This window comes from Rhodobacter sp. JA431 (assembly GCF_900217725.1).
Classification (GTDB): Bacteria; Pseudomonadota; Alphaproteobacteria; order Rhodobacterales; family Rhodobacteraceae; genus Rhodobacter; species Rhodobacter aestuarii.
This window is the reverse complement of sequence record NZ_OBMP01000004.1, coordinates 225124-248135: the sequence shown is the minus strand read 5'-3', so window position 1 is coordinate 248135 and position 23012 is coordinate 225124. Positions and strand designations below refer to the sequence as shown.

The 23012-nt window shown below is 59.2% G+C and carries 24 protein-coding genes; 10 read left to right on the top strand and 14 right to left on the bottom strand.

All coding sequences use genetic code 11. The features are described 5' to 3' along the window. Position 1 precedes the first annotated feature (1 nt). Genes mnmG through CRO18_RS10355 form a run of 4 tightly spaced genes read left to right on the top strand, consistent with a single transcriptional unit; the run spans position 2 to position 4197 of the window. Positions 2-1864 (top strand): tRNA uridine-5-carboxymethylaminomethyl(34) synthesis enzyme MnmG, encoded by a 1863-nt coding sequence (mnmG, locus tag CRO18_RS10370; RefSeq protein WP_097082063.1) that lies wholly within the window; start codon positions 2-4, stop codon positions 1862-1864. Further along, complete coding sequence (gene rsmG, locus CRO18_RS10365) at positions 1861-2484, top strand: 16S rRNA (guanine(527)-N(7))-methyltransferase RsmG (RefSeq protein WP_097082062.1); 624 nt, start codon at positions 1861-1863, stop codon at positions 2482-2484. Before mnmG ends, rsmG begins: the two co-directional genes overlap by 4 nt. Further along, a complete protein-coding gene (locus CRO18_RS10360; RefSeq protein WP_076484322.1) occupies positions 2477-3298 on the top strand; it encodes a ParA family protein in 822 nt (273 codons plus the stop codon). Before rsmG ends, CRO18_RS10360 begins: the two co-directional genes overlap by 8 nt. Next, positions 3295-4197: a ParB/RepB/Spo0J family partition protein gene (locus CRO18_RS10355; protein WP_097082061.1), complete on the top strand. Its 903-nt coding sequence runs from the start codon at positions 3295-3297 to the stop codon at positions 4195-4197. The genes CRO18_RS10360 and CRO18_RS10355 overlap by 4 nt, the downstream gene beginning before the upstream one ends. 37 nt (positions 4198-4234) lie before the next feature. On the opposite strand, the gene CRO18_RS10350 is transcribed toward CRO18_RS10355, so the two are convergent. Genes CRO18_RS10350 through CRO18_RS10330 form a run of 5 tightly spaced genes read right to left on the bottom strand, consistent with a single transcriptional unit; the run spans position 4235 to position 9129 of the window. Then, positions 4235-4606: a hypothetical protein gene (locus tag CRO18_RS10350; protein WP_076484324.1), complete on the bottom strand. Its 372-nt coding sequence runs from the start codon at positions 4604-4606 to the stop codon at positions 4235-4237. Continuing rightward, the gene (gene flhB, locus CRO18_RS10345) at positions 4606-5691 is read right to left on the bottom strand and encodes a flagellar type III secretion system protein FlhB (protein WP_097082060.1); all 1086 of its coding nucleotides are present in this window, start codon (positions 5689-5691) and stop codon (positions 4606-4608) included. Before flhB ends, CRO18_RS10350 begins: the two co-directional genes overlap by 1 nt. Continuing rightward, a complete protein-coding gene (locus CRO18_RS10340) occupies positions 5688-6464 on the bottom strand; it encodes a flagellar biosynthetic protein FliR (RefSeq protein ID WP_097082059.1) in 777 nt (258 codons plus the stop codon). Before CRO18_RS10340 ends, flhB begins: the two co-directional genes overlap by 4 nt. Further along, a complete protein-coding gene (flhA, locus tag CRO18_RS10335) occupies positions 6461-8548 on the bottom strand; it encodes a flagellar biosynthesis protein FlhA (RefSeq protein ID WP_097082058.1) in 2088 nt (695 codons plus the stop codon). The genes CRO18_RS10340 and flhA overlap by 4 nt, the downstream gene beginning before the upstream one ends. Continuing rightward, positions 8548-9129 (bottom strand): transglycosylase SLT domain-containing protein, encoded by a 582-nt coding sequence (locus CRO18_RS10330; RefSeq protein WP_249276040.1) that lies wholly within the window; start codon positions 9127-9129, stop codon positions 8548-8550. Before CRO18_RS10330 ends, flhA begins: the two co-directional genes overlap by 1 nt. On the opposite strand from CRO18_RS10330, the gene CRO18_RS19075 reads away from it, so the two are divergent. Further along, positions 9128-9376 (top strand): hypothetical protein, encoded by a 249-nt coding sequence (locus CRO18_RS19075; protein WP_249276039.1) that lies wholly within the window; start codon positions 9128-9130, stop codon positions 9374-9376. The two genes, CRO18_RS10330 and CRO18_RS19075, sit on opposite strands and share 2 nt — an antisense overlap. 74 nt (positions 9377-9450) lie before the next feature. On the opposite strand, the gene CRO18_RS10325 is transcribed toward CRO18_RS19075, so the two are convergent. Genes CRO18_RS10325 through CRO18_RS10315 form a run of 3 tightly spaced genes read right to left on the bottom strand, consistent with a single transcriptional unit; the run spans position 9451 to position 13125 of the window. Further along, positions 9451-10239, bottom strand: coding sequence for a 3'(2'),5'-bisphosphate nucleotidase CysQ (locus tag CRO18_RS10325; protein ID WP_076484329.1), 789 nt, complete (start codon positions 10237-10239; stop codon positions 9451-9453). Next, complete coding sequence (locus CRO18_RS10320) at positions 10226-11572, bottom strand: TldD/PmbA family protein (protein WP_097082056.1); 1347 nt, start codon at positions 11570-11572, stop codon at positions 10226-10228. Before CRO18_RS10320 ends, CRO18_RS10325 begins: the two co-directional genes overlap by 14 nt. Before the next feature lie 59 nt (positions 11573-11631). Continuing rightward, positions 11632-13125 carry a DUF2125 domain-containing protein gene (locus CRO18_RS10315; protein ID WP_076484331.1) on the bottom strand — a complete coding sequence of 498 codons (1494 nt, stop codon included), beginning with the start codon at positions 13123-13125 and terminating at the stop codon, positions 11632-11634. A gap of 111 nt (positions 13126-13236) precedes the next feature. Here CRO18_RS10315 and CRO18_RS10310 point away from each other — a divergent pair, with 111 nt between their 5' ends. Next, positions 13237-13848, top strand: a complete 612-nt coding sequence (locus CRO18_RS10310) for an enoyl-CoA hydratase/isomerase family protein (RefSeq protein WP_097082055.1) — start codon at positions 13237-13239, stop codon at positions 13846-13848. Between the two features lie 41 nt (positions 13849-13889). On the opposite strand, the gene CRO18_RS10305 is transcribed toward CRO18_RS10310, so the two are convergent. The 3 genes from CRO18_RS10305 to CRO18_RS10295 all read right to left on the bottom strand — a co-directional run bounded on the left by CRO18_RS10305 (position 13890) and on the right by CRO18_RS10295 (position 16361). After that, complete coding sequence (locus CRO18_RS10305) at positions 13890-14231, bottom strand: DUF2853 family protein (protein WP_097082160.1); 342 nt, start codon at positions 14229-14231, stop codon at positions 13890-13892. 156 nt (positions 14232-14387) lie between these two features. Continuing rightward, complete coding sequence (gene ahcY / locus CRO18_RS10300) at positions 14388-15779, bottom strand: adenosylhomocysteinase (protein WP_076484334.1); 1392 nt, start codon at positions 15777-15779, stop codon at positions 14388-14390. A gap of 78 nt (positions 15780-15857) precedes the next feature. Further along, entirely contained in the window at positions 15858-16361 is a 504-nt protein-coding gene (locus CRO18_RS10295; RefSeq protein ID WP_097082054.1) for a hypothetical protein, read from the bottom strand. A gap of 121 nt (positions 16362-16482) precedes the next feature. On the opposite strand from CRO18_RS10295, the gene CRO18_RS10290 reads away from it, so the two are divergent. Together CRO18_RS10290 and CRO18_RS10285 are read left to right on the top strand one after the other, a co-directional pair. Then, on the top strand, positions 16483-17073 hold the full coding sequence (locus CRO18_RS10290; protein WP_097082053.1) for an HD domain-containing protein: 591 nt from the start codon (positions 16483-16485) through the stop codon (positions 17071-17073). 203 nt (positions 17074-17276) lie between these two features. Next, complete coding sequence (locus CRO18_RS10285; protein WP_170952628.1) at positions 17277-18131, top strand: LysR family transcriptional regulator; 855 nt, start codon at positions 17277-17279, stop codon at positions 18129-18131. A gap of 16 nt (positions 18132-18147) precedes the next feature. Here the strand turns inward: CRO18_RS10285 and CRO18_RS10280 are convergent, their stop codons facing one another. The 3 genes from CRO18_RS10280 to CRO18_RS10270 form a co-directional block, all read right to left on the bottom strand. Further along, positions 18148-18459 carry an H-NS family nucleoid-associated regulatory protein gene (locus CRO18_RS10280; protein ID WP_076484528.1) on the bottom strand — a complete coding sequence of 104 codons (312 nt, stop codon included), beginning with the start codon at positions 18457-18459 and terminating at the stop codon, positions 18148-18150. 67 nt (positions 18460-18526) lie between these two features. Further along, a complete protein-coding gene (locus CRO18_RS10275) occupies positions 18527-19081 on the bottom strand; it encodes an ActR/PrrA/RegA family redox response regulator transcription factor (RefSeq protein WP_076484337.1) in 555 nt (184 codons plus the stop codon). Between the two features lie 77 nt (positions 19082-19158). Continuing rightward, the gene (locus CRO18_RS10270) at positions 19159-19800 is read right to left on the bottom strand and encodes an SCO family protein (RefSeq protein ID WP_097082052.1); all 642 of its coding nucleotides are present in this window, start codon (positions 19798-19800) and stop codon (positions 19159-19161) included. 89 nt (positions 19801-19889) lie between these two features. Between CRO18_RS10270 and regB the strand changes: the two genes are divergently transcribed. After that, positions 19890-21293, top strand: a complete 1404-nt coding sequence (gene regB, locus CRO18_RS10265) for a sensor histidine kinase RegB (protein WP_083952017.1) — start codon at positions 19890-19892, stop codon at positions 21291-21293. A gap of 85 nt (positions 21294-21378) precedes the next feature. Beyond that, positions 21379-22986 (top strand): PAS-domain containing protein, encoded by a 1608-nt coding sequence (locus CRO18_RS10260; RefSeq protein WP_097082051.1) that lies wholly within the window; start codon positions 21379-21381, stop codon positions 22984-22986. Positions 22987-23012: the final 26 nt, after the last annotated feature.

The window sequence follows — 23012 nt, the reverse complement described above, 5'->3', positions numbered from 1 at the left end:
CGTGAAACATTTTGACGTCATCGTGGTCGGCGGCGGCCATGCCGGGACCGAGGCTGCCCATGCGGCGGCCCGCGTGGGCGTGCGCACTGCGCTTGTCACGATGCGCCGCGCCGATATTGGCGTGATGTCGTGCAACCCGGCGATTGGGGGCTTGGGTAAAGGCCATCTTGTGCGCGAGATTGATGCGCTGGATGGGGTTATGGGACGCGCGGCGGACCAGGCGGGGATTCAATTTCGCTTGCTCAACCGCCGCAAAGGCCCCGCCGTGCAAGGCCCGCGCGCGCAGGCAGACCGCAAGCTTTATCGCCAAGCGATGGGCGAACTCACCGAAGCGCAGCCGAATCTTGAGGTGATCGAAGGCGAAGTGACCGACCTGATCCTGCGCGAGGGGCACGTGGCGGGTATTACCTTAGCCGATTCGTCTGAAATCACCGCGCCCGCGGTGATTTTGACCACGGGCACCTTCCTCAACGGGATCATGCATATTGGCGACCAACGCGCCGCCGGGGGCAGGGTGGGCGATGCGCCCTCGATCCGGCTTGCGCAACGATTGAAGGATTTGGAGCCCCGCCTTGCCCGGTTGAAAACCGGCACGCCGCCACGGTTGGATGGCCGCACGATCAATTGGGATATTTTGGAAAGCCAGCCGGGCGATGAAGACCCGGTGTTGTTCAGCTTCCTGAACCGCAAGCCTTATGCCCGGCAAATTTCCTGCGGCATCACCCATACCAATGAAGCGACGCATGAGGTGATTCGCGCCAACCTGCAGCGCTCGGCGATGTATGGCGGTCATATTGAAGGGGTCGGCCCGCGCTATTGCCCCTCGATTGAAGATAAGGTCGTGCGCTTTGCCGATAAAACCTCGCACCAAGTGTTTTTGGAGCCGGAGGGGCTCGACGATCACACGGTTTACCCGAACGGGATCTCGACCTCTTTGCCGCTTGAGGTGCAAGAGGCTTACGTACGTTCGATCCGCGGTTTGGAAGAGGTGAAAATCCTGCAAGCGGGCTATGCGATTGAATATGATTTCGTCGACCCGCGCGCGCTGACGCAAACGCTGGAACTGCAAGCGCAACCGGGGCTGTTCTTGGCGGGCCAGATCAATGGCACCACCGGATATGAAGAAGCCGCAGCTCAAGGTTTGGTGGCAGGCCTTAATGCCGCCCACCAAGTTTTGGGGCAGGAAGCGGTCACTTTCAGCCGCACCAACAGCTATATTGGCGTGATGATCGATGATCTGGTGACGCGCGGAGTCTCAGAGCCCTATCGCATGTTCACCTCCCGCGCCGAGTTCCGCTTGGCTTTGCGGGCTGACAACGCCGACCAACGGCTAACGCCGATCGGCGTGGCAGCTGGCTGCGTTGGAGAAGCGCGGCGCGTGGCTTTTGAGGAAAAGATGGAAGCCTTGGCTGCTGGCCGCGCCTTGCTCGATTCGCTGGTGCTGACGCCGAAGCAAGCAAATGAGCGCGGATTGCGGGTGAACCAAGATGGCACCAAGCGCTCTGCCTTCGAATTCCTGTCGTTCCCCGAGATCGACTTTGCCACGATCACCGCCGCTTTGCCGGAACTAGAGGCGGTGCCAGCAGAGGTGGCCGAGCAGATTTCGCGCGAGGCGCTTTACGCAAATTACATCACGCGCCAGCAGCAAGATGTTGAAGCGATGCGCCGCGACGAGCATTGGGAAATCCCAGCGGACTTTGATTACGACGCGCTGCCGGGGCTTTCCAAAGAACTGCGTGGCAAGTTTGCGCGTGCAAAGCCACAAACCCTGGCGCAAGCGGGCCGGGTGGAAGGGGCCACGCCCGCAGCTTTGGCGCTGATTTTGGCGCATTTGCGCCAGCAAAAGCGGGCCGCAGCGAAATGAGCGGGGCAGAGCTCTTCCAGCGCCACTTCGATGTTTCACGTGAAACATTGGATCGGCTCACTACGCTCGAAGCGCTGCTGCGCAAATGGAACCCAGCGATCAACCTCGTTTCCGCGCAAACGCTCGATGATATTTGGGGGCGGCATTTCCTCGATTCGGCGCAACTGTTCCATTGCATTGAGGAGGCGCCGGCAAGTTGGGCCGATCTGGGCAGTGGCGGCGGCTTCCCGGGCTTGATCATCGGCATTCTGGCCAAAGAAAAATGGCCCGAGATGCAATTGACCTTGGTAGAGAGTGACAAGCGCAAATCGGCCTTCCTCATCAACGCGGCGCGCGAATTGGGCCTTGGGCTCAAGGTCAAGCCTGAGCGGATTGAGAAAACTGCGCCGCTTCAAGCGGATGTTGTTTCTGCCCGTGCATTGGCCGCTTTGCCCAAACTTTTGGAATTTGCCGAGCGTCACCTGGGCGCGAATGGCACAGCCATCTTCCCGAAAGGGGAGCGCTGGAAAGAGGAGGTTGCTTTGGCCGAGGCTTCATGGTCCTTTACCAGCGAGCCGCGGGAAAGCTTGACCGACCCGCAGGCGGTTGTCTTGAAAATCAGGGGTTTGAAACGTGTCTGATCCGACGCGGCCACCAGGGCCAAGAATCATCGCAGTGGCAAACCAAAAAGGCGGGGTCGGCAAAACGACGACGACGATCAATCTTGCTTCCGCTTTGGCCGAGCAGGGTAAGCGGATTTTGCTGGTGGATCTGGACCCGCAAGGCAATGCCTCGACCGGTTTGGGCATTGAAACCAATGCCCGGCGCTATTCGACCTATGATCTGATCTTGGGCGAGGCGCCGCTGTCGGATGTGATTCAGAAAACCGATTTTGACGGGCTTTGGATCTCGCCCGCGACGACCGATCTTTCCTCGGCCGATATGGAATTGGTTTCCGCCGAAAAGCGAACCTTCTTGCTCTATGATGCGCTACGTCAGGTCGATATTGACGCTTGGGCCTTTGATTATGTGCTGATCGACTGCCCGCCGTCGCTCAGCCTGCTCACCATCAATGCGATGGTTGCTGCGCAATCGGTGCTGGTGCCGCTTCAGGCCGAATTCTTCGCGCTGGAAGGCCTGTCGCAACTGATGCTGACGATCCGCGAAGTGCGCCAAACGGCGAATAAAGACCTGCGGATCGAGGGGATCGTGCTCACGATGTATGATGTGCGTAACAACCTTTCCCAGCAGGTGGAATCCGATGCGCGGGCGACGTTGGGGGAATTGGTGTTCCGCACGATGATCCCGCGCAATGTGCGGATTTCCGAAGCGCCGAGTTTTGCGTTGCCGGTTTTGACCTATGATGGATCGTCCAAAGGGGCGGTGGCGTACCGGCATTTGGCGCGCGAACTGCTGGCGCGGCATGTCCCAACAAAAACAAAGGTGGCAGGATGAGCAAGAAGCCGGAACGGCGCGGGCTGGGGCGTGGCCTTTCAGCCCTGATGGCCGATGTGCAGTCAGCATCGGTAGATGTAGCGGAAGATGCGCCCCGGCGCCGCGATATGTTGGTGCCGATTGAGCATATCGTGCCGAACCCGGATCAGCCGCGGCGCAGCTTTTCAGAGCAATCTTTGGAGGAGTTGCGCGCCTCTATTGCTGAGAAGGGCGTGATTCAGCCGCTGATCGTGCGTGCGCATCCTGAAAAGGCCGATCATTACGAGATTGTCGCCGGGGAACGGCGTTGGCGGGCAGCCCAGCTTGCCAAATTGCACGAACTGCCGGTGATCATCCGCGACTTTACCGATACCGAGGTGTTGGAAGTCGCGATCATCGAAAACATCCAGCGCGCCGATCTAAACCCGCTGGAAGAGGCGATGGGCTATCGCCAGTTGATGGATCGTTTTGGCCATACCCAAGAAAAAGTGGCCGAGGCGCTTTCCAAGAGCCGCAGCCATATTGCGAACCTGTTGCGTTTGCTGAGCCTGCCCGAAGAGGTGCAGCATCATTTGCGCGACGGTAAGCTGACGGCAGGCCATGCGCGCGCGCTGATCACCGCCGACGATCCGGTGAAAATGGCGCGCGAAGTGATTGATCGCGGCCTATCGGTGCGCGAAGTCGAACGGCTTGTGAAGGGTGGTGAAAGCACCACGCCGAAAGCTGGCAGCGGCAAGCGCAGGGCAGGGGCACCGGATAAAGACGCCGACACCCGCGCGCTTGAGGCGGATTTGGCCGCAACCATCGGCATGAAGGTCTCGATCGACCATGATGGCGCTGAGGGTGGGCGGATCAGCATTTCCTATAGCTCGCTCGATGAGCTGGATCGGCTGTGCCAAACCCTAAGCCAAATGGGCTAAAAGACACCATATATTGTTAGAGAAAGGCCGCAGACCGTTAGATCTTGTTTGCGGCCTTTTTCTCTTCTTCTGCCTTTAGCTTCTGCGAAATCTTGCCAAGGTTTTCGTGCCGACCCACGGCTTTGGCGGTGCGGGCCTTTTGCGCGTCAATCGGCACCTGCATTTCGGCAATCAGCCCGTCGATCTGCGCCTGCCGACCCCGACTCCAAGCGCCAAAGGTCTCGGCTGATTGGGCGAGCATCAGGCTTTCTTGCCCTTCAAGCCGTGCGGCTTTTGCCATTTCGCCCACGCGGGCATGTTCGGCCTGAAGCCTTTGTTTGGCATGGGTAAGCCGCGCCAATTCGGCCATTTCGCGTTCGCGGACCATTGCGGCAAGCTCTTGCAGTTTTTCGAGCCGTTTGTTGGACATTAGCGCATCCCCCGTTCTTTCGCGCGACGGCGCATTTTCTCGGCAAAGCGGATCGCGGCTGCGACCGGACGGTAATGTTCGGGCCGGATTTCATCGCCGACTTCGATTGCTGCGTGCAGCGCGCGCGCGGTCGGCGGGTCCGAATGGATCGGCACCGCGTTTTCATTGGCCACGGCGCGAATACGCGCGGCGACTTCATCCACGCCTTTCGCCACACAGACCGGGGCGCGCTTCGCCCCGCGCTCCCATTTCAGCGCCACGGCGTAGTGGGTCGGGTTGACGATCACGACATCGGCTTTGGCAACATCGGCAATCATCTGTTGTGTGGCGATCTCAATGGCTTTTTGCCGGCGTTGCGCTTTGATGTGGGGGTCGCCTTCGGACTGCTTCATCTCATCCATCAGTTCCTTGCGCGACATCCGGTTGCGGCGCATGAACTCAGAATATTGCCAAAGGTAGTCTATCGCGCCGATCACACCCGCAAGTAGCAGCATCAACAGCAGAAATTCGACGATCAGCTTGAGGAATTCACCCGCAATCAGCGGGGCTTCATATTGCTGGGTCATCAAGATCAGCGGCAATTCCCGCATGATAAAATAACCCAGAATGATCGAGATCACGACGAGCTTCACGAAGCTTTTGAGGAATTCAAAGAGCCCGCTGCGGCCAAACTTTTGTTTGGCGTTATGGATCGGGTCGATCCGGTTCAGCTTGGGTTCAAGCTTGTCGGGGGCAATGACGAGCGCACGCTGCGCGACCAGCGCCAAGATCACCGCCGCCATCGGCAGCAAAATCCACGGGCCAAGTGTCAGGATCAGTTGAAAGAAGATTCCGCCTGCCACAGCGGGGCCGCCACCAAGGATCTGCACCGAGAGCGTATCCGCCTGATCAAGCAGCACGCTAGCCCAAGTGCCAAATTTTGTGAGCGAATAGACCCCAAAGGCCAGCGCGGTCACCACAAAACCAGCGTAAACCGCCGCGACCGTAATCTCGGCGGATTTGACGATGTCACCCTTTCGTCGGGCTTCCTCGATCTTGTGTGGTGTTGGGTCGAATTCCTTTGAGTCGTCGTCTTCTTCGCTCATGGGCGCACCTCGAACGGATTAGACAAGAACGTGACAAAGGCATCATGCCACACAAGAAGCCCGCTGGGGAGCGCGACCATCAAAAGCGCAAGCCCGCCTAGCGTCAGCGCCGGAGCGCCGACAAAAGCCACCATCAATTGCGGCATTGCGCGGTTAATCGCCCCAAGCGCGATATTGTAGACTAGACCGGCAATCACAAAAGGCGCCGCGATGGAAAAGCCAAGCGTGAACGCCCGTGCAACACCCGAAAGCTCCCATCTCCGGATCAGATCGGCATCGGGGAAGGTGCCGGGCGGCAGCGCTTGATAAGAGCCGATAAAAACTTCCGTCACGCGGATATGCAGACCCATATGCACCGCAACCGCCAGCCCGGCGAGCACCAGTAGTTGCCCAACGGCGGGCTGCGGTTCGCCCGTGGTGCCGCCAAAAAGCTGAGAAAGAGAAACAGATTGCGCTGCCATCATGCCTGCAATCTGCAAACACAAAACGAACATCCGCATCGTCATGCCGATGGCGAGGCCAATCAGGCTTTCCGCGAACAGCCACACAGGCGCGGGCAGGTTGGTTTCAGGCTGGCTGATATAGGGCATCGCGCCGGGCAGCACGATCAGCGTGAAAGCAAAGGCCAAAACCAGCTTCACGCGGGCGGGCACAACCATCTCGCCAAAGGCGGGCAGCACCAGCATCGCCCCGCCAATGCGCAAAAAAACGATGAAACCGGCCCAGAGAAACCCCTGAACCGATTGCAAAGCCTCTGCATAAAGCGGGTTCATGCGGGCACCACCCCCACCATCGAGGGTTTCGCGTCAAGCCCGATTTCTTCAAAGCTGAGCACCGGCGCGCCGATCCCCTTGGCGCCAAGCACGGTTTTGAGGAACCGACGACGGCGGGTTGAGGTCACAATTGCCGGGAAAATCCCCGATTCCCCAGCCCGCGCGACCCGTTCAGCCACGTTATTGGCGAGCCGGTTGAACTTGTCGGGCGGCAGCGCCACATCGGTTTGCCCACGCTCGCCCGAGATTTGATAGGCCGAGAAAGTGTCTTCCCATTCCGGCGCAAGCTGCAAGAGCGGCAGCGTGCCATCTTCGCGGCGGAACTCTGCCACAAGCTGGAAGCCAAGGCGCTGGCGCACATGTTCGCAGATCGCTTCGGGCGAGTTCATACCGCGCACTTCGGCAATGGCTTCAACAATCACCATCAGGTTGCGGATCGAAACACGTTCCTCCAAGAGCAGACGCAGCACCGCCAAAAGGAGGTCCGTCGGCACTTTATCGGGGATCAATTCGTCCAGCAGACGACGGTTGCTATCAGCCCGTGCCGGATCAGAGAGGTTGCAAACCTCTTCCAGCAGGCGGCGCAGCGCGCGCAGGGTCATCAAGCGGCCGAAGTTGCGTTTGATCACTTCCAAAAGGTGCGTCGCCAGAACTTCGGTCGGCGATACCACGGTCGAACCGGCAAGCGCGGCATCTTCTTGTTCCGAGGCGGGCAGCCAGCGTGCAGGCGCCCCATAGACCGGCTCGCGCACATCTTCGCCTTTGGGCAGAAAATCGCGGTTGTCGGAGATTAGCGCCAGAACCTTTTCCGGGAACAGCCGATCTTTGGCTTGTTCCACGCCCTGAATACGGATGCGATAACAGCCCGGGTCCAAAGTGGCATCATCGGTCAGTCGAATTTCGGGCAAAATCAGCCCGTAACTTGCCGCCACATGGTTGCGCATATTGGAAATTCGGGCGTCGAGCCCGGTTGCCGGATCAAGCGCCATCGCCACAAGGTCGGGTGAAAATTCAACGTGGATATCGTCGATATCAAGCACATCCCCGATGGATTTCTTTTTCCGCTCTTCGATGGGGGCCGGCATCTTCATCGCTTCGCGCGCGGCCTTCTTGGCATTGTTGCGCTGCACCATGATCGAAGCCGTAATCAGCGCCGCCGCACCCAGCATAAAGGGCGCAAAGGGCAGGCCCGGCACCAGCGCGAACAGCGCCATCAGCACGCCAACCGTCATCAGCGCCGAGGGGTAGCGCGAAAGTTGCTCAAACAGCGCGGCATCGGTCGAGCCTTTGGCCCCACCGCGCGACAGCAAGATCGCCGAACCGATGGAAATGATCACCGCCGGAATTTGGCCCACAAGCCCATCGCCGACGGTCAAGATCGCATAGGTTTCCAAGGCGCGGTCAAGCGGCATCCCATGCACCACCGAACCAATGATCAGACCGACAATCAGGTTCAAAAGCGTGATCAACAGGCCTGCAACGGCATCGCCTTTCACGAATTTCGACGCACCGTCGAGCGAGCCGAAGAAGGTCGTTTCCGCCTGTTCTTTTTCGCGCCGTGCGCGGGCTTCGGCATGGTCGATCGCGCCCGCATTCATATCGCTATCAATGGCGAGCTGTTTGCCCGGCATCGCATCCAAGGCAAAGCGTGCGCTCACTTCGGCCATCCGGCCTGCGCCTTTGGTGATGACGATGAAGTTGACGATCAAGATCACGCCAAAGACGACGAGCCCGATCATCACCGAGCCGCCCATGACGAAATTTGCAAAGCCCTGAATGACCTTACCCGCTGCACCGGTGCCCGTGTGGCCGTTGCCCACGATCAGCTTCGTGGAACTGACGTTGAGCGACAAGCGCAGCATCAGCGAGGCCAGAAGCACGGTCGGGAACGACGAAAAATCAAGCGGCCGCTCGATGAACAGCGTCACGGTAAAGATCAAGATGGCCAGTGCAAAAGACACGGCCAAGCCCACATCCAGCACCCAAGAGGGCACCGGCAGGATCATCATGACGATCACCGCCATCAGCGCCAGCGCCAGCAAAATGGTGGGCTGGAATATCGCCTGCATCGTTAGTTTCGGCATCAGTTGCCCTCACCTTTGTTCAGCGACAGCGCAAAAAGGCTTGCTCCGGGGGCGGCGCCCAGCGGCGGCGCGGCGGTGCCAGAACGTTGCAACAGCGGATAGGTATTCACCCGAGGCGGGCGGCGTGGGGCGGTGGGGGCGTTCATTGCAGCAACAATATCGGGGATCTCGGGAATATCGGTTTGCATCGGTTGCGTGGCCGTTTGCGTGGCCCCTGTCCAAGCGGCATCATTCATTGCCACCATGCCCTCGGCCCCATCAGAGGCCAAAAAGCGCTGACGCAGTTCGGCGAAGCGGGCCGAATAGCGCTCTGCATATTCTTTGGTGCGCGAGTGGTAAGCGCCCGCCGCCCCGTTCCACGAGCCTTTTTCATCATAAAGCTCAGCCAGAAACTTTGCGGCGTAAAGCGCATTGGCCAGCGGGTCGAACATCTCGTCAATCGAAGAGAAATGCTGGTTGTGCCATTTGTAGTTGATCTGGAAGCAGCCCACATCGAAGCTGCGCGCGCCGCGCTTGAATTCCTTGAACACATAGGCGCGGGCTTCATCGAGCGTGTCGAACCAATGGCCAGCACCCTCCATGTTCACCGTCCAGGGCCAGGGCCGCAGCTTACCATCAATTTTCTTGCCGGTTTCGGTCAGCGAAATCGCTTTGAGCACAGAAATCGGCACGCCGGTGCGGCGGGAGGCTTCTTCTGCGACTCGTTCGCAAGTGGCTGAGACGGTGGTTGCCGACTCGGATGCGGCCAAGGGCGCAACCTTAAAAACCATGCAAAGCATGGAAATTATTGATAAAAGCCAAAATTTTGGCATGGGCTTCACCCTCTGATCAGCAGTTCTTGCTACGGGTGAAGCTAGGCAAAGAAGGTTTATAACCGGTAAGGATTGCCCGGATCGTGGCGATTATCGGCGCAGCGCCGCCAGATAATGCGCGTGTAAAATCGGGTTTGCGACCAACAGTCCATCGGCCCGCGCAGAGGGGGTGTTAAAGCTCAGCGGCGTGCCAATCCGGTCACTTGTGACCGCGCCCGCACGCTCCGCAATCAGGCTCGCGGCGGCGACATCCCATTCCCATGCCTGACGGAGCGAAAGGCTCGCATCAAAGCGCCCCTCTGCCACTAGGCAGAGCCGCCACGCAAGCGAAGGGCGGAAACTGCGTTTGTAAGCGGGGCAGGGGCCGTTCCAATGAAACGGCTCATCAACGGCGCGCACCGTCAACAGCGTGCTGCCATCAATCTCTTCTGTTTCCGTGGCTTGGATGGTTTTTCCATCCAATTGCGCCGGGCCATCCAGCGTGGCGGTGTAGCTTTGTTCCAGCACCGGCAAATGCACGACCCCCGCAACCGCCTTGCCGTTTTCAACAACCGCAATTGCATGGGCAAAGCCCGGTTCATTGGCCAAAAACGCTCGCGTGCCATCAATCGGGTCAACAACAAACAGCCGTTTGGCGGCGAGCCGAGCCGGATCGTCTTGGCTTTCTTCCGATAGCCAGCCGTAATCGGGCCGGGCATCGCGTAAAATCTCGGCCAAAAGATCGTTCACGGCCAGATCGGCCTCTGACACAGGGCCGGCGCCGCCATCCTTTTCCCAAGCGTTGGGCGCGCGCTTCCAATAACGCAAAGCCAGTTCGCCCGCTGCCACGGCTGCTTCGCTCAGAAGCGCAAGATCGGTGGCGTAATCAGGCCCCGGCAAGGGTCAATCCCTCCAGCAAAAGCGAGGGAACGACATGGCTCAGATGTGTGCGGGCATCATTGGCGGGGATGATCGCGCGCAGCATGTCATGCAAATTGCCCGCCACGGTGCATTCGTTCACCGGATAGCGAATTTCGCCTCCCTCAACCCAGAAGCCATTGGCCCCACGCGAATAATCGCCCGTCGTTGGGTTGATCGTGGCACCGATGAACGAGGTGATCAAAAGCCCGGTGCCCATGTCGCGCAACAATTCATCGCGTGAGCGGGTGCCTTGGGTCAGCGCCACATTGCCGGTGGCGGGTGTTGGCGTTGAGGTCGTTCCACGTGAAGCATTGGCGGTGCTTTGCAGGCCCAGTTTGCGCGCGGTGGCCAAATCCAGCGTCCAACCGGTGAGGATACCGTTTTCCACAATCGCGCGGCGCTGCGTGGGCAGTCCCTCGGCATCAAAGGGGCGCGAGCCTGAAATGCGCGGGCGGAAAGGATCTTCGATCAGGCTCAACTCTTTGGGCAGAACCTGCGTGCCAAGCCCATCACGCAGCCAAGAGGCGCCGCGCGCAATCGCCGAGCCGTTGATCGCCGAAAGGAGATGGCCGATCAGGCTGCCCGCCACACGCTCATCAATCAGCACCGGATAGGCGCCCGTTTTCGGGCGGCGGGGCTTGGCGCGTGCCACGGCGCGTTCGCCAGCAAGGCGCCCGACCTCTTCCGCAGCGGGCAGATCAGCTTGGAAAATGCGCGATTCAGCGGCCCAATCGCGCTCCATCTCTGCACCTTCGCCCGAAATTGCAACGGCAGAAACAGAACGAGACGTGCGCCCGTAACCCCCTGAAAATCCCTTTGAATTGGCCAAATGCAGCTTGCGTCCAGACCAAGAGGCAGAGGCCGATTGCACCTGCGCGACGCCAGAAACCGCAAGCGCTGCGGCTTCTGCGGCGCGGGCATCGGCTTCAAGTGCGGCCGGGTCCGGCTCGGCGCTTGGGTCTTCAATCTCATAGGCGGCAATATCCCAAGCGCGCGCAAATTGCGCGGGATCGGCGAGCCCGGCATAGGGGTCATTTGGCGCCTCGCGCGCCATTGCCACTGCGCGTTCGGCCATATCGGCCATCGTGCGCGCCGAAATATCCGAGGCGGCGACACAAGCCTGACGCCCGCCCATCAGCACCCGCAGGCCAATTTCCACGCCCTCAGAGCGTTCCGCCTGTTCCAGCGCGCCGCCGCGCACATCAATCGACACGGCGCGGCCCTCAACAGCAAGCGCATCGGCGGCTTCGGCCCCGGCGGATTTGGCGGCGGCAAGCAGCGCCTCGGTCAGATCGGACAAAACTGGCGGCATCGGTTCCTCAATGAAAAAGCCGCCCAGCGTGGACCGGGCGGCTCATGCGTTGGTTTGCTTTACTGGATCGGTTGCCCGTTGGCGAGGATGCGCCCGCCTTCTTTGAACTCAATCTTCGAGCTGAACATGTCTTCGCCCTGCGGCGTGGCATAAACACCCATCATCATCTTGGCGAACATCACCTGATCTTGGGGCATCATCCCCATTGCAACGAGCCCATCCATCAGCTTGTTGGCACCCGAGAGTTGCAGGTCAATCGCGCCAAGCGGCATCGGCATGCCCATCGAATTGTCAAAGGTCAGCGCGCCTTTGCCGCTCAGATCCGCCCCCGCAACGGTGAGCTGGATCTTGTTCACGTCAAGGCTGTCGATCTGCATCGGCGGCACCGGCGATTTTGCGGCTTCGTCCGAATACAGATCCATCAGCGCTTTGGCCTTGCCGCTCAGGTCAATCACCAAAGTGGCCGGGCCGTGGCCCAGATGGCCTTGCGGGTCAAACATCGCCCAAAGCTGCTCCGAAACGCTGAGCCCATCAATCACCAGCTTGGCGGTAACGGGTTGTGCATCGGGCGTGGCCGAAAGCGGCAGAGCCAGATCCATCTCACCGCGCGCGATTTGCGCAGAAACCGGCATCGGGAATTGCGCGGTTTGCACCGAAACCGCGGTATTGTCGCCCGAAACCATGTAGCGGAACCCATCGCGGCTCAGCGCGATCGTGGCTTGGCCCGATTGCGCGCTGCCCGAAATGTTCACCGGGCCATCGCTGGTTTCAGCAGACATCGTGTAGGTGACGCCGCCATAGCCCATCTTCATGTCGGTGCTCATGCCCATGCCGATGGCATTGCCCATTTCGGCGGCATCGGCGCCTTCGGGCATCACATTCGTGCCAAGGATGGCCAGATCCGTCAGCGCGACATCGGCAACGACCGTGGTGCCTTCTTCCGGGTCCGTGCCCGTCAGATGCATGGTCATACCGGCGGCTTTCATGTCGGTTTTCATGGTTTGCGCCGTGGCATCGGCGGTCACTTGTTGGGTGCCCGCAAGCCCGGTGAGCTGCATTGATACTTCAGCCGGTTCACCCGCGCTCGGAACCGTGCTTTCTGTGCTTACCGCAAGCATGATGCTCGGCGCGTCGATCAGGTAAGACATCGCCTCGGGCGTGCCCGACACAACGGCAATGGCTTCGCTTTTGTCGATCCGGATATGCGCCGTTTCGGTACCGCCATCCACATTGGCGCTATTGGTCCCGGTGATTTCCCCTTCGACCGAGGCTTTCACGGTGCCATCACCTTGGTCTTCAAGCAAAAGCGCGGGCACGTTCAGAACCGTGGTGGTGGAGCCATCGGGATCCGCCGCCGTAAAGACAACGTCCCGAATGGCAAGCGTATCGCCAGAACGATCCACGCTGCCCGGAGCGACGGTGAAACCATAGGATGAATATTGTTTTTGCCAGCTTTCCCAGACTTGTTCCGGGGTGACATCGGCGCGCAGCGCCGTCGAGCTCAAAAGAAGGGCGATGAAAGCCGTTGTGCCAGCGGTGCGAAGCCGTGTCATATGTGACCTCTTGTGGAAAATGGACGCACGCATCCTCTGACGCGTGTTCCCAATGGTCAAGGGCCGAACGGGTTGCTAGGACGAGTTCGGCAGAAATCGGGAGTTTGGGCGATGATCCATGTTGATGATCAAGAGGGTATCTGGACAGTCACGATTGATCGGCCTGAAAAAGCCAATTCGCTCACGCGGGATATGCTGATCCAAATCACCGAAGCCGCAGAAGCCGCCGAGGCTGCCAAGGCGAATGCGTTCATCTTGCGCGGCAAAGGTAAGGTCTTCTCTGCTGGTGCCGATTTGGATGAGGCGCGTGCCGGGCTTGCCACCGATTGGGTTTGGGAAAAGCTATCGGGCAGCGTTGCCTCGCTCCATTGCCTCACGATTGCTGCGCTGAATGGCACGCTTGCGGGCGGCGCGATGGGGATGGTTTTGGCCTGTGATCTGCGGATTGCCGTGCCGGAAGCGAAGATTTTTTATCCGGTGATGAAGCTTGGCTTCATGCCGCAGCCCTCCGACCCGAAGCGCCTTGAAAACTTGGTGGGTCCGGCGCGGGCGAAAATGCTGCTGATGGCGGGACAGAAGGTCGGCGCGGAAGAGGCGCTGGCGTGGGGGCTTGTCGACCGGATCGTTGCCCCAGAGGCGATGGATGAAACGCTTGAAGCCTTGGTGGCCGATGTGAAAGCCGCCGATCACGCCCATGTTGTGGGCATCAAAGCGCTGCTTTAAAATGTGAAGCGCCCGGATCACCGGGCGCTTGGGCAATCTGATTAGGCGTAAACGGCTTCTTTGCGGAAGTGTTTGACCAGCATGTAATAGACAACGGCGCGGTATTTGTTCCGCTCTGAGCGGCCATAGATTTCGATGACCGCGTCAATCGCATCGTCCAACTCTGGGCCATCTTTCAGGCCGAGTTTCTTGACGAGGAAGTTCTTGCGAACGGTGTCCAACTCTTCCTTTTGCGTTGCGGCGACAGTTTCTGCATCCGCACTATAAATCGCCGGGCCGCAGCCGATCGTGACTTTGGTCAGCAAATCCATATCCGGCTCTATGCCGCATTTGGATTTCAGGTCTTCGGAATATTTGGCGATCAATTCGTCCCGTTTCCCCATCATCTCTCTCCCTTTGCGTGTTTTATGATTTTCGCGGTAACCTCAAAGTTGATTGGAGTTTCCCATCCCGCAAGCAGAATTAGAGACAGGACAATAGAACGAAGCAATAAAAAACGGGGCCGCGAGGGCCCCGTTTGAACGTTTCTGATTGCCAGATCAGTAGCGGTAATGTTCCGGCTTGTAGGGGCCTTCGACCGTGACACCAATATAGTCGGCTTGGTCGGGGCGCAGTTCGGTCAGTTTCACGCCGATCTTTTTCAGATGCAGGCGAGCCACTTTTTCATCCAGCGCTTTGGGCAGGATGTAGACGCCGGGCTGATATTCTTCGCCCTTGGTCCACAGCTCAATTTGCGCCAGCGTTTGGTTGGTGAAGGAGGCCGACATCACAAAGCTCGGGTGGCCGGTGGCGTTGCCGAGGTTCAGCAGACGTCCTTCCGAGAGCAGGATGATCCGCGCGCCCGAGGGCATCTCGATCATATCCACCTGGTCTTTGATGTTGGTCCATTTGTGGTTTTTCAGCGCGGCAACTTGGATCTCGTTGTCGAAGTGGCCGATGTTGCCAACGATCGCCATGTCCTTCATCTCGCGCATATGCTCGATGCGGATCACGTCTTTGTTGCCGGTGGTGGTGATGAAGATGTCGGCGTCATGCACCACGTCTTCGAGAACCACGACCTCAAACCCGTCCATCGCCGCTTGCAGCGCGCAGATCGGGTCCACCTCGGTGACTTTCACGCGCGCGCCAGCGCCGCGCAGCGAGGCGGCCGAGCCTTTGCCCACGTCGCCATAACCGCAGACCACGGCCACTTTGCCCGCCATCATCGTGTCGGTGGCGCGGCGGATACCGTCGACCAGCGATTCCTTACAGCCGTATTTGTTGTCGAATTTCGACTTGGTGACGCTGTCGTTCACGTTGATCGCCGGGAAGGGTAGCAGGCCCTTCTTGTGCAGGTCATAAAGGCGGTGCACGCCGGTGGTGGTTTCTTCCGAAACGCCCTTGATCGCTTCGCGCTGTTTGGTGAACCAGCCGGGGGTTTCGACCATGCGCTTTTTGATCTGGTTGAACAGGCACACTTCCTCTTCCGAGGTGGGCGTGGCGATCAGATCGGTTTCACCCGCTTCGACGCGCGCGCCAAGCAGGATGTAAAGCGTCGCATCCCCGCCATCGTCGAGGATCATGTTGCAGGTGCCTTCCTCGAACTGGAAGATCTTGTCGGTATAGGACCAATATTCCTCAAGGGTTTCGCCCTTGATCGCAAAGACCGGGGTGCCGCCCGCAGCAATGGCCGCGGCCGCGTGGTCTTGCGTCGAGAAGATGTTGCACGAGGCCCAGCGGACATCGGCGCCAAGCGCTTTGAGCGTTTCGATCAGCACTGCGGTTTGGATCGTCATGTGCAGCGACCCGGCAATACGCGCGCCTTTCAGCGGCTGGCTCGGCCCGAATTCTTCGCGGCAGGCCATCAGGCCCGGCATTTCGGTCTCGGCAATATCGAGTTCTTTGCGACCGTAGTCGGCCAGCTTGATATCTTTGACGATGTAATCGACCATGACGCCTTCCTTCAAATTTCAGTTGGCGCTGTCTACCATCCCCTCAGCTTCGCAGCAACGGAGCAGTGGTCGCGGTGCTTAGCCATTGCTTAGCAAGCCCGCAGAACCGAGCAGAGCAATAGGGTTTCCACCACTTTCCCAGCCGATCCCGGAAGAGACCACGCAGGCCACACCGTCGGCGCGGGTATAAACGGCGGTCCAAGTCCCCATCACATCAGAGGCCCAAAGCGCCACCGAACGGTTGTTTGAAAGTGGGCGCTGGACACGGGGGTGTTCGCCAAAGTCATGCGCAAGCGTTTCGCCCAAACGGCCATGGCGATCACAATAGGGCACATTGGGGGATTGATCGGCGCCGATTTCCGAAATCGCGTCAAAGACGCTCAAATCGCCATAGGCAATATCGGCCCCATGATCATCCATCGGGCGACCCCAGTCCGCATTGCTGGAGGCCCAAGCTTGCGGTTCGGCGGGGCCAGTAACCTCATCAGGATCAATGCTTGAAAAGGCGACCGTCACCGGAACCAGCATCGCCAGCGCAACGGCTGCGCCGATATACGTGATCTTGCGGGTGGAGATGGTCATGGCGGGCCCCCTTTCGATTGGTCGCACAAAAGGTTAACGTCAGATGGGGCTTTAAAGTTCCGCATCCCGTTTACAGCCGCGCCCGCATTGGCTAGCAGAAGGCACCTATGTGGAGGGTGCAATGAAACGGGCGTGGCAGCGGATGCTTTCGGGGCGCAGGCTTGATCTGCTGGACCCGACGCCAATGGATATCGAGATCGAAGACATCGCCCACGGGCTTGCTTTCGTGGCGCGCTGGAACGGGCAAACCCTTGGCGATTATGCCTATTCGGTCGCCGAACATTCGATTTTGGTGGAAGAGCTTTTTGCCCGCATGAACCCCGGCATTGATCTGCGCTGGCGGCTTGCGGCGCTGCTTCATGATGCGCCCGAATATGTGCTGGGCGATATGATCAGCCCGGTCAAAGCGGCAATTGGGTCGGGCTATGGTGAGTTGGATGCGCGGCTGACGGCGGCGGTGCATTTGCGCTTTGGCCTGCCAGCCGCATTGCCCGCGCCGATCAAGAAAGCGATCAAAGCGGCGGATACGGTTTCAGCCCGGCTGGAAGCCGAGCAGATTGCCGGATTTTCAAAAGCGGAAGCGGATCGGATTTTTGGCAAGCCTGATTTGGTGCATACGCGGGGGCTGACGATCCGTTTGCGTCCCCCGGCTGAGGTGCGCGCCGAATTCACGGCGCGCTATCAAAGCCTGCTGACCGCGCTTAGCGGTTGAACGTGTATTCGCCAGCTTTACGGGCGCGGGGCGCGTAGCCGCCAATCGCCAAGGTGAATACTTCTCCAAGCATCCGGAACATCACGGATCTCCTTGTCTTCCTTCTGCGCCTGCTTTGCCTTGACGCGGGCTGTAAAGCGAGTCAGGAATTTTTCACCACCTGTTAGATTGGCTAACACATGAGTGAAATCGACTGGAAAAGAATGCCGCCCCTTACGGCCCTGCGTGCCTTTGTCACAACGGCAAAGGAGGGTGGTTTCAGTGCAGCAGCCCGTAAACTGAATGTTACCCATGCTGCGATAGCACAGCAGGTTCGTGCGTTAGAGGCCGATCTGGGCGTGCCGCTTGTGTGGCGCGATGGCAAACATCTGGCGTTGACGCCAGAGGGCCAGCGCTTTGCCGAGGCGCTGGGCGAGGGCTTTGCGACAATCCTTTCTGCGGCTGATCATCTGCGCGCCACGGGGTCTGAAAAGCCACTCGCGGTGACGGTGCCGCCGACCTTCGCCTCTGAATGGCTCATGCCGCGGCTGGCGCGGTTTTGGAAGAAGCATCCCGATATCGCGCTCTCGCTGTTGCCAGAAGCGCGGGTGGTCGACCTGCAAACCGCAGGCGCCAATCTGGGCTTGCGGTTCGGTGTGGGAAAATGGCGCGGGGTGGTATCCGAATTTCTGACCGCTGCGCCGCAGGTGGTGGTTGCAGCGCCCGAATTGCTGGGCGGGCGCACAAGGCTTTCGTTGCGAGAGATGTCGGTCCTGCCGTGGATTCGAGAGGGCGACTGGCCAGAGCAAATGCAATTGCTCGAAAGCATGGGGCTCAAGCCCGCCGCGCTAAAGTTTGTGGACTTTCCGAACGAGGAATTGGCGCTTGCGGCAGCGCGCGAAGGGATTGGCCTCCATTTGGAAACAGAATCCCTTATTCAAGAAGATTTGAAGCTTGGCTGGCTCGTAAAAATTCACGAGCTGACCGAGGAAAGCTTGGGCTATTATATAGTCAGGCCGCCAGGTCCGGTGAACCCAGCGGCCAAAACATTCATTGAGTGGCTAAAAGCGGAGGTGTGACCCCGCAACGCCCCAATCAGGCAATCAGCAGATCGTCGATGGTTTTGCCTGCCGACAGAGCCGCTTCAACCCATTTCGGTTTACGGCCACGCCCGGTCCAGGTTTCTTCGGCATTTTCCGGATTGCGGTATTTGGGCGCCACCGCTTTACGCGGTTTCTTCACGGTCATTTCCGTCAATTCGGCGAGCGAATAGCCCATCTTGCGGGCAACATCTTCAAGCTCCGAAAGAGCTTCTTTTTTCTTACGATCTTCGTAAGTGACGATCGCCCGGTCTACTTTCGCACGCAGGGCCTTGAGTTCGCTGAGCGAAAGGTCTTCGATATCCATAAAAGCCTCCATGGGGGTTTCTACGGATATCGATTATTATTGTGAAATATTCAAGTAGTATTAAAGGTCAACGCGGGCTGCGTTTGGCCAAAATCCGCTGAAGCGTCCGGCGGTGCATATTCAAACGACGCGCGGTTTCCGAAACGTTGCGGTCGCAAAGTTCGTAAACGCGCTGAATATGTTCCCAACGCACACGGTCCGCGCTCATCGGGTTTTCCGGCGGCGGCGGCAACATTTCGCCTTTGGCGAGCAGCGCATTGGAAATGTCATTCGCATCGGCCGGCTTCGACAGATAATCGGTGGCACCCATTTTCACAGCGGCCACGGCCGTCGCAATCGCACCATAACCGGTCAGCACGACAATGCGCGCCTCGGGGCGGCGTTCGCGCAACGCTTCCACCACTTCAAGACCGTTGCCATCTTCCAGCCGCAGGTCGATCACCGCATAAGCGGGCGCGCGGTTTTGCACGATGGCTTTGCCAGCGGCGACAGTTTCGGCGATCTCGGTCTGAAAACCACGCTTTTCCATTGCACGCGACAAGCGGGTCAGGAAGGCATTGTCGTCATCAACAAGAAGAAGCGTGCGGTCGCTACCCAGTTCGGTAAATTCTTCGTCGGCCATGGTCTTCCCCTTCCACCCGTTTTCCAGTTTCTAGGACGAACTGTCGCGCGGGTCAATTTCTCTTGATCAGATGCGTCTTATTTTGCGTTTGTTTTCAGCGCGTCGATGAAGCAAGCGACGCTATCGGCCATCTCTTTGGGCGGTGTGTCCCGATCATAGAAATCAAGATATCCGAATTTTGGGTCCATCAGATAGGTCTGAGTGGAATGGTCGATCAGCGTTTCAGGGTCGCTTGGGTCGGCCACATTGTAATAGGCGCGGTAGGCTTTCACCGCAGCATCAATCTGCGCTTTCGTGCCGGTGAGCCCAATCATTTTCGGGCTCATGATATCGGTGAATTCTTGCAGGCTTTCGGGTGTGTCGCGTGCGCTATCCACCGAAATAAAGACCGGGGTCACATCGTAGCCGCGCTGCTCAAGCAGTTCGGCAGCTTCTGCGTTGCGATCTGAATCGATCGGGCAGACATCGGGGCACCATGTGTAGCCAAAGTAAACAAGGCTCGGCTTGGTGATCACCTCTTTGTCGGTCACCGTTGCCCCGGTTTCCGAAAGCAGCGTGAACGGGCCACCAATCTGGGCGGCGCCCGCGCGCGGCCCAACACGGCATTCGGCAAAGGGGTCATCGGCGCCAGCGCCCACGGTCAGCGTGTAGGTCACCCCCAGCAGTGCCACCACAGCAAGCGTGGCGCCGACGGCGGCAGTTTTCGCAGAAATGGCCATGCGACATCCTTTCAAGCAAGCCATTGATTGCCCAGCCCATCGCGAATATCAAGAGGCAGGGATTTTTTAATAAGAAGAGGGTTTTAGCGATGGCTGATCTGCTGCGAGCGCCCGAGCGGGTGGAACTCGATATTTCGGCAACGCTAAGCCATCAGGAATGGGTGCGGGTGCGCACGCTGATCTTGCTGCGCTGGGCGGCGATTTTCGGTCAGCTCGCGGCGCTGGTCGCGGCGCATACGTTTTTCAATATCGAGTTGAACCTGCCCCTGTGCCTCATCACCGTGGGTGCGGCGGTGGTGGCGAACATTGCGGCGATCAACCTTTACCCGGAATCGCGGCGACTTTCGCAGGTTGAGGTGACGACAACGCTTCTGTTCGACACCGCGCAATTGGCGCTGTTGCTGACGCTGACTGGGGGCCTCAATAACCCCTTTGCCCTGCTCATTCTTGTGCCGGTGACGATTGCGGCCACCGCGCTGAAGCTGCGGCCAACGCTGCTTTTGGGTGGCGCGACGATTTTGATGATCACGCTTGTGGCTTTGGTGGCGGAACCGCTGAGCACCCATGATGGTGAGCTGATCACCGTGCCGATGCAGATCGAATTTGGCACTTGGGTCGCCATCGTGATTGGCGTGATCTTTCTGGGGGCCTATGCGCACCGGATCGCCCAAGAAATCCACTCCATGTCTGATGCACTCTTTGCCACGCAATTGGCGCTTTCGCGCGAACAAAAGTTGACGGACCTTGGTGGTGTGGTGGCTGCGGCGGCGCATGAATTGGGCACGCCCTTGGCCACGATCAAACTGGTGTCGAGCGAATTGGCCGATGAGCTTTCCGATGATCCAGAGCTTTTTGACGACGCGGTCCTGATCCGCGATCAGGCGGATCGGTGCCGCGATATTCTGCGCTCCATGGGGCGCGCGGGCAAAGATGACGTGCATCTGCGCACTGCGCCGCTTTTGGCCGTGCTTCGCGAGGCCGCCGAGCCGCATATGGAGCGGGGCAAGAATATCTATTTCGACTGTGTTCCGGGCGAAGGCGGCTCTGAACGCCAGCCGACCATCTACCGCTACCCGGAACTCGTCCATGCTTTGCGCAACCTTGTGCAAAACGCGGTCGACTTTGCACAAACGACGGTTTGGGTGGATGCGCAATGGACCGACCGCAGCATCATCGTCCGCGTCAGCGACGATGGTCGGGGCTATGCGCCAAGCGTGATCAACCGCATTGGCGACCCCTTCATCTCCAGCCGGGGCTCCAACAAGATGGAGCGCCCCGAATATGAAGGCATGGGCCTTGGGCTCTTCATCGCCAAAACACTTCTGGAGCGGACCGGCGCAAAACTGCGCTTTTCCAACGGAACAGAGCCTTATCAGAAGAACGCGCCGGTGCCGCGCCGTTCGGGGGCCATGGTTGAACTGCGCTGGCACATCGGGCGGTTGCTTGCACCCGAAGCTGGTCCCTTGGGCGAAAATGTTCCGATCCAAAGCTAATGGTGAATCAAACCTAACCTGTTTAACGACCCATTAACCTTTATTGATCAATCATGACTGCGGGACAGCGAGAGGGGCTGCAGTCATGCAGGTCGAATATCTTCAGGCGATCATTATCGTCGTTACTTCCGTCGGCTCTGTGGCCATAGGGCTGCTGGCGGTCACCTTCCTTACCGGGCGCAAAAAAGCGCCAAGAAAATCTAGCTCAGTGCATCCGGTGCTCGAACAAACGGTGTTTTTGTTCGATGATCGGGATTTGGTCGACGCCACGCCGCCTGCACGGCTTCTTCTGGATGCAGCACCAATGGCTGCCGACGATTGGACGCGGCTTTGCGCTTTTATCTCTCCTCGGTTTGAGGGGTTTGCCGAGCGCATGGCGCAGCTTTCCGAACGCGGCAAAATAGAGATCCGCGCCAAACTGGAAGAGGGGCGGACGCTGCCATTGCAGCTTGTGGCAGAGGATGTGAACGGCCTCGCCCGGATCACGCTGATTGACCCCGAGGCAGAGGGGCGGGGCGTCTTGGTTGATGGCCTGTCGCAACGCGCGCTGGAAGACGAGCTTGATCACATGCGCCAAACGCTGGACCGCGCGCCGGTGCTGATTTGGCGCGAAGATGCGTCGGGCATGCTCACTTGGGCGAACCGGGCCTATGTTCTGCGCTCGGGCGCGTTTTCCGAAAGCGATGACAGTCTGATCTGGCCGCTGCCGCGCCTATTTGACCTTGATCCCGCGCTGCGCCCGGGCAGCATGCGCCGCATGCGGTTGGAACAAGCGCCCGACAAAATCGACTGGTTCGATTGCCATTCCTACCCGTTGGAGCGTGGTTCGCTGCATTTTGCGGTGCCAGCCGATGCCACGGTGCGGGCGGAGGCAGCGCTGCGCGATTTCGTGCAAACGCTCAGCAAGACCTTCGCCGATTTGCCGATTGGCCTTGCGGTCTTTGACCGGTCACGGCGCCTGCAGATTTTCAACCCCTCGCTGATTGACCTCACCCAGCTTGGGGCGGAATTTCTGTCCACGCGCCCCACGCTCTATGCCTTCTTGGATCGTCTGCGCGAGGCGCGGATGATGCCCGAGCCGAAAGATTACCGCACCTGGCGGCTGCAAATGACCGAACTGGAGCGGGCGGCGGCCTCGGGCTATCATTGTGAAACGTGGAACCTTCCTTCCGGTCAAACCTATCGCGTGACCGGGCGCCCGCATCCCGATGGCGCGGTGGCGTTTTTGTTCGAAGATATTTCCGCTGAAAGCGCGATGGCCCGGCGGATGCGCGCTGAATTGGAACAGGGTCAAGAAGTGCTCGACCAAATGGGCGAAGCGGTGGCGGTGTTTCAGTCTTCGGGGGAAATGACCGCTTCCAATGCTGCCTATGATCGGCTTTGGGGGACCGGCGTCGCCCATTCTGTTTCCCGCAGCACGATTGCCGATGCGGTCCGGCTTTGGCAGGCGCAATGCGAGCAAACCTCGCTTTGGGCCGAGGCGCGCAGTTTCAACACCACGCTGGGTGTGCGCCGCTTGGTCGAGGGGGAGGTGATCCGCCGGATCGATGGCGAGCCGATCGATTGCCGGTTTGTGCCCCTGACCGGTGGTGCGATGCTGGCCAGTTTCAGGCCGCGTCACCGCGCGCTGATCGCGCCAGAGCAACCAAAGCCAGTGCCTCAGGCGGAGTCCACCGCGCTTTTGCTGCGCTGACCGGGTGCCGAGGGGGCTTGCCGTGC

Excerpts from the sequence above, each read along its gene's own strand:
- rsmG (WP_097082062.1), top strand. The coding sequence starts at position 1,861 with ATGAGCGGGGCAGAGCTCTTCCAGCGCCACTTCGATGTTTCACGTGAA.
- CRO18_RS10355 (WP_097082061.1), top strand. The coding sequence starts at position 3,295 with ATGAGCAAGAAGCCGGAACGGCGCGGGCTGGGGCGTGGCCTTTCAGCC.
- CRO18_RS10350 (WP_076484324.1), bottom strand. The coding sequence starts at position 4,606 with ATGTCCAACAAACGGCTCGAAAAACTGCAAGAGCTTGCCGCAATGGTC.
- flhB (WP_097082060.1), bottom strand. The coding sequence starts at position 5,691 with ATGAGCGAAGAAGACGACGACTCAAAGGAATTCGACCCAACACCACAC.
- CRO18_RS10340 (WP_097082059.1), bottom strand. The coding sequence starts at position 6,464 with ATGAACCCGCTTTATGCAGAGGCTTTGCAATCGGTTCAGGGGTTTCTC.
- flhA (WP_097082058.1), bottom strand. The coding sequence starts at position 8,548 with ATGCCGAAACTAACGATGCAGGCGATATTCCAGCCCACCATTTTGCTG.
- CRO18_RS19075 (WP_249276039.1), top strand. The coding sequence starts at position 9,128 with ATGTTCACCGTCCAGGGCCAGGGCCGCAGCTTACCATCAATTTTCTTG.
- CRO18_RS10330 (WP_249276040.1), bottom strand. The coding sequence starts at position 9,129 with ATGGAGGGTGCTGGCCATTGGTTCGACACGCTCGATGAAGCCCGCGCC.
- CRO18_RS10320 (WP_097082056.1), bottom strand. The coding sequence starts at position 11,572 with ATGCCGCCAGTTTTGTCCGATCTGACCGAGGCGCTGCTTGCCGCCGCC.
- CRO18_RS10315 (WP_076484331.1), bottom strand. The coding sequence starts at position 13,125 with ATGACACGGCTTCGCACCGCTGGCACAACGGCTTTCATCGCCCTTCTT.
- CRO18_RS10310 (WP_097082055.1), top strand. The coding sequence starts at position 13,237 with ATGATCCATGTTGATGATCAAGAGGGTATCTGGACAGTCACGATTGAT.
- CRO18_RS10305 (WP_097082160.1), bottom strand. The coding sequence starts at position 14,231 with ATGGGGAAACGGGACGAATTGATCGCCAAATATTCCGAAGACCTGAAA.
- ahcY (WP_076484334.1), bottom strand. The coding sequence starts at position 15,779 with ATGGTCGATTACATCGTCAAAGATATCAAGCTGGCCGACTACGGTCGC.
- CRO18_RS10295 (WP_097082054.1), bottom strand. The coding sequence starts at position 16,361 with ATGACCATCTCCACCCGCAAGATCACGTATATCGGCGCAGCCGTTGCG.
- CRO18_RS10290 (WP_097082053.1), top strand. The coding sequence starts at position 16,483 with ATGAAACGGGCGTGGCAGCGGATGCTTTCGGGGCGCAGGCTTGATCTG.
- CRO18_RS10285 (WP_170952628.1), top strand. The coding sequence starts at position 17,277 with ATGCCGCCCCTTACGGCCCTGCGTGCCTTTGTCACAACGGCAAAGGAG.
- CRO18_RS10280 (WP_076484528.1), bottom strand. The coding sequence starts at position 18,459 with ATGGATATCGAAGACCTTTCGCTCAGCGAACTCAAGGCCCTGCGTGCG.
- CRO18_RS10275 (WP_076484337.1), bottom strand. The coding sequence starts at position 19,081 with ATGGCCGACGAAGAATTTACCGAACTGGGTAGCGACCGCACGCTTCTT.
- CRO18_RS10270 (WP_097082052.1), bottom strand. The coding sequence starts at position 19,800 with ATGGCCATTTCTGCGAAAACTGCCGCCGTCGGCGCCACGCTTGCTGTG.
- regB (WP_083952017.1), top strand. The coding sequence starts at position 19,890 with ATGGCTGATCTGCTGCGAGCGCCCGAGCGGGTGGAACTCGATATTTCG.
- CRO18_RS10260 (WP_097082051.1), top strand. The coding sequence starts at position 21,379 with ATGCAGGTCGAATATCTTCAGGCGATCATTATCGTCGTTACTTCCGTC.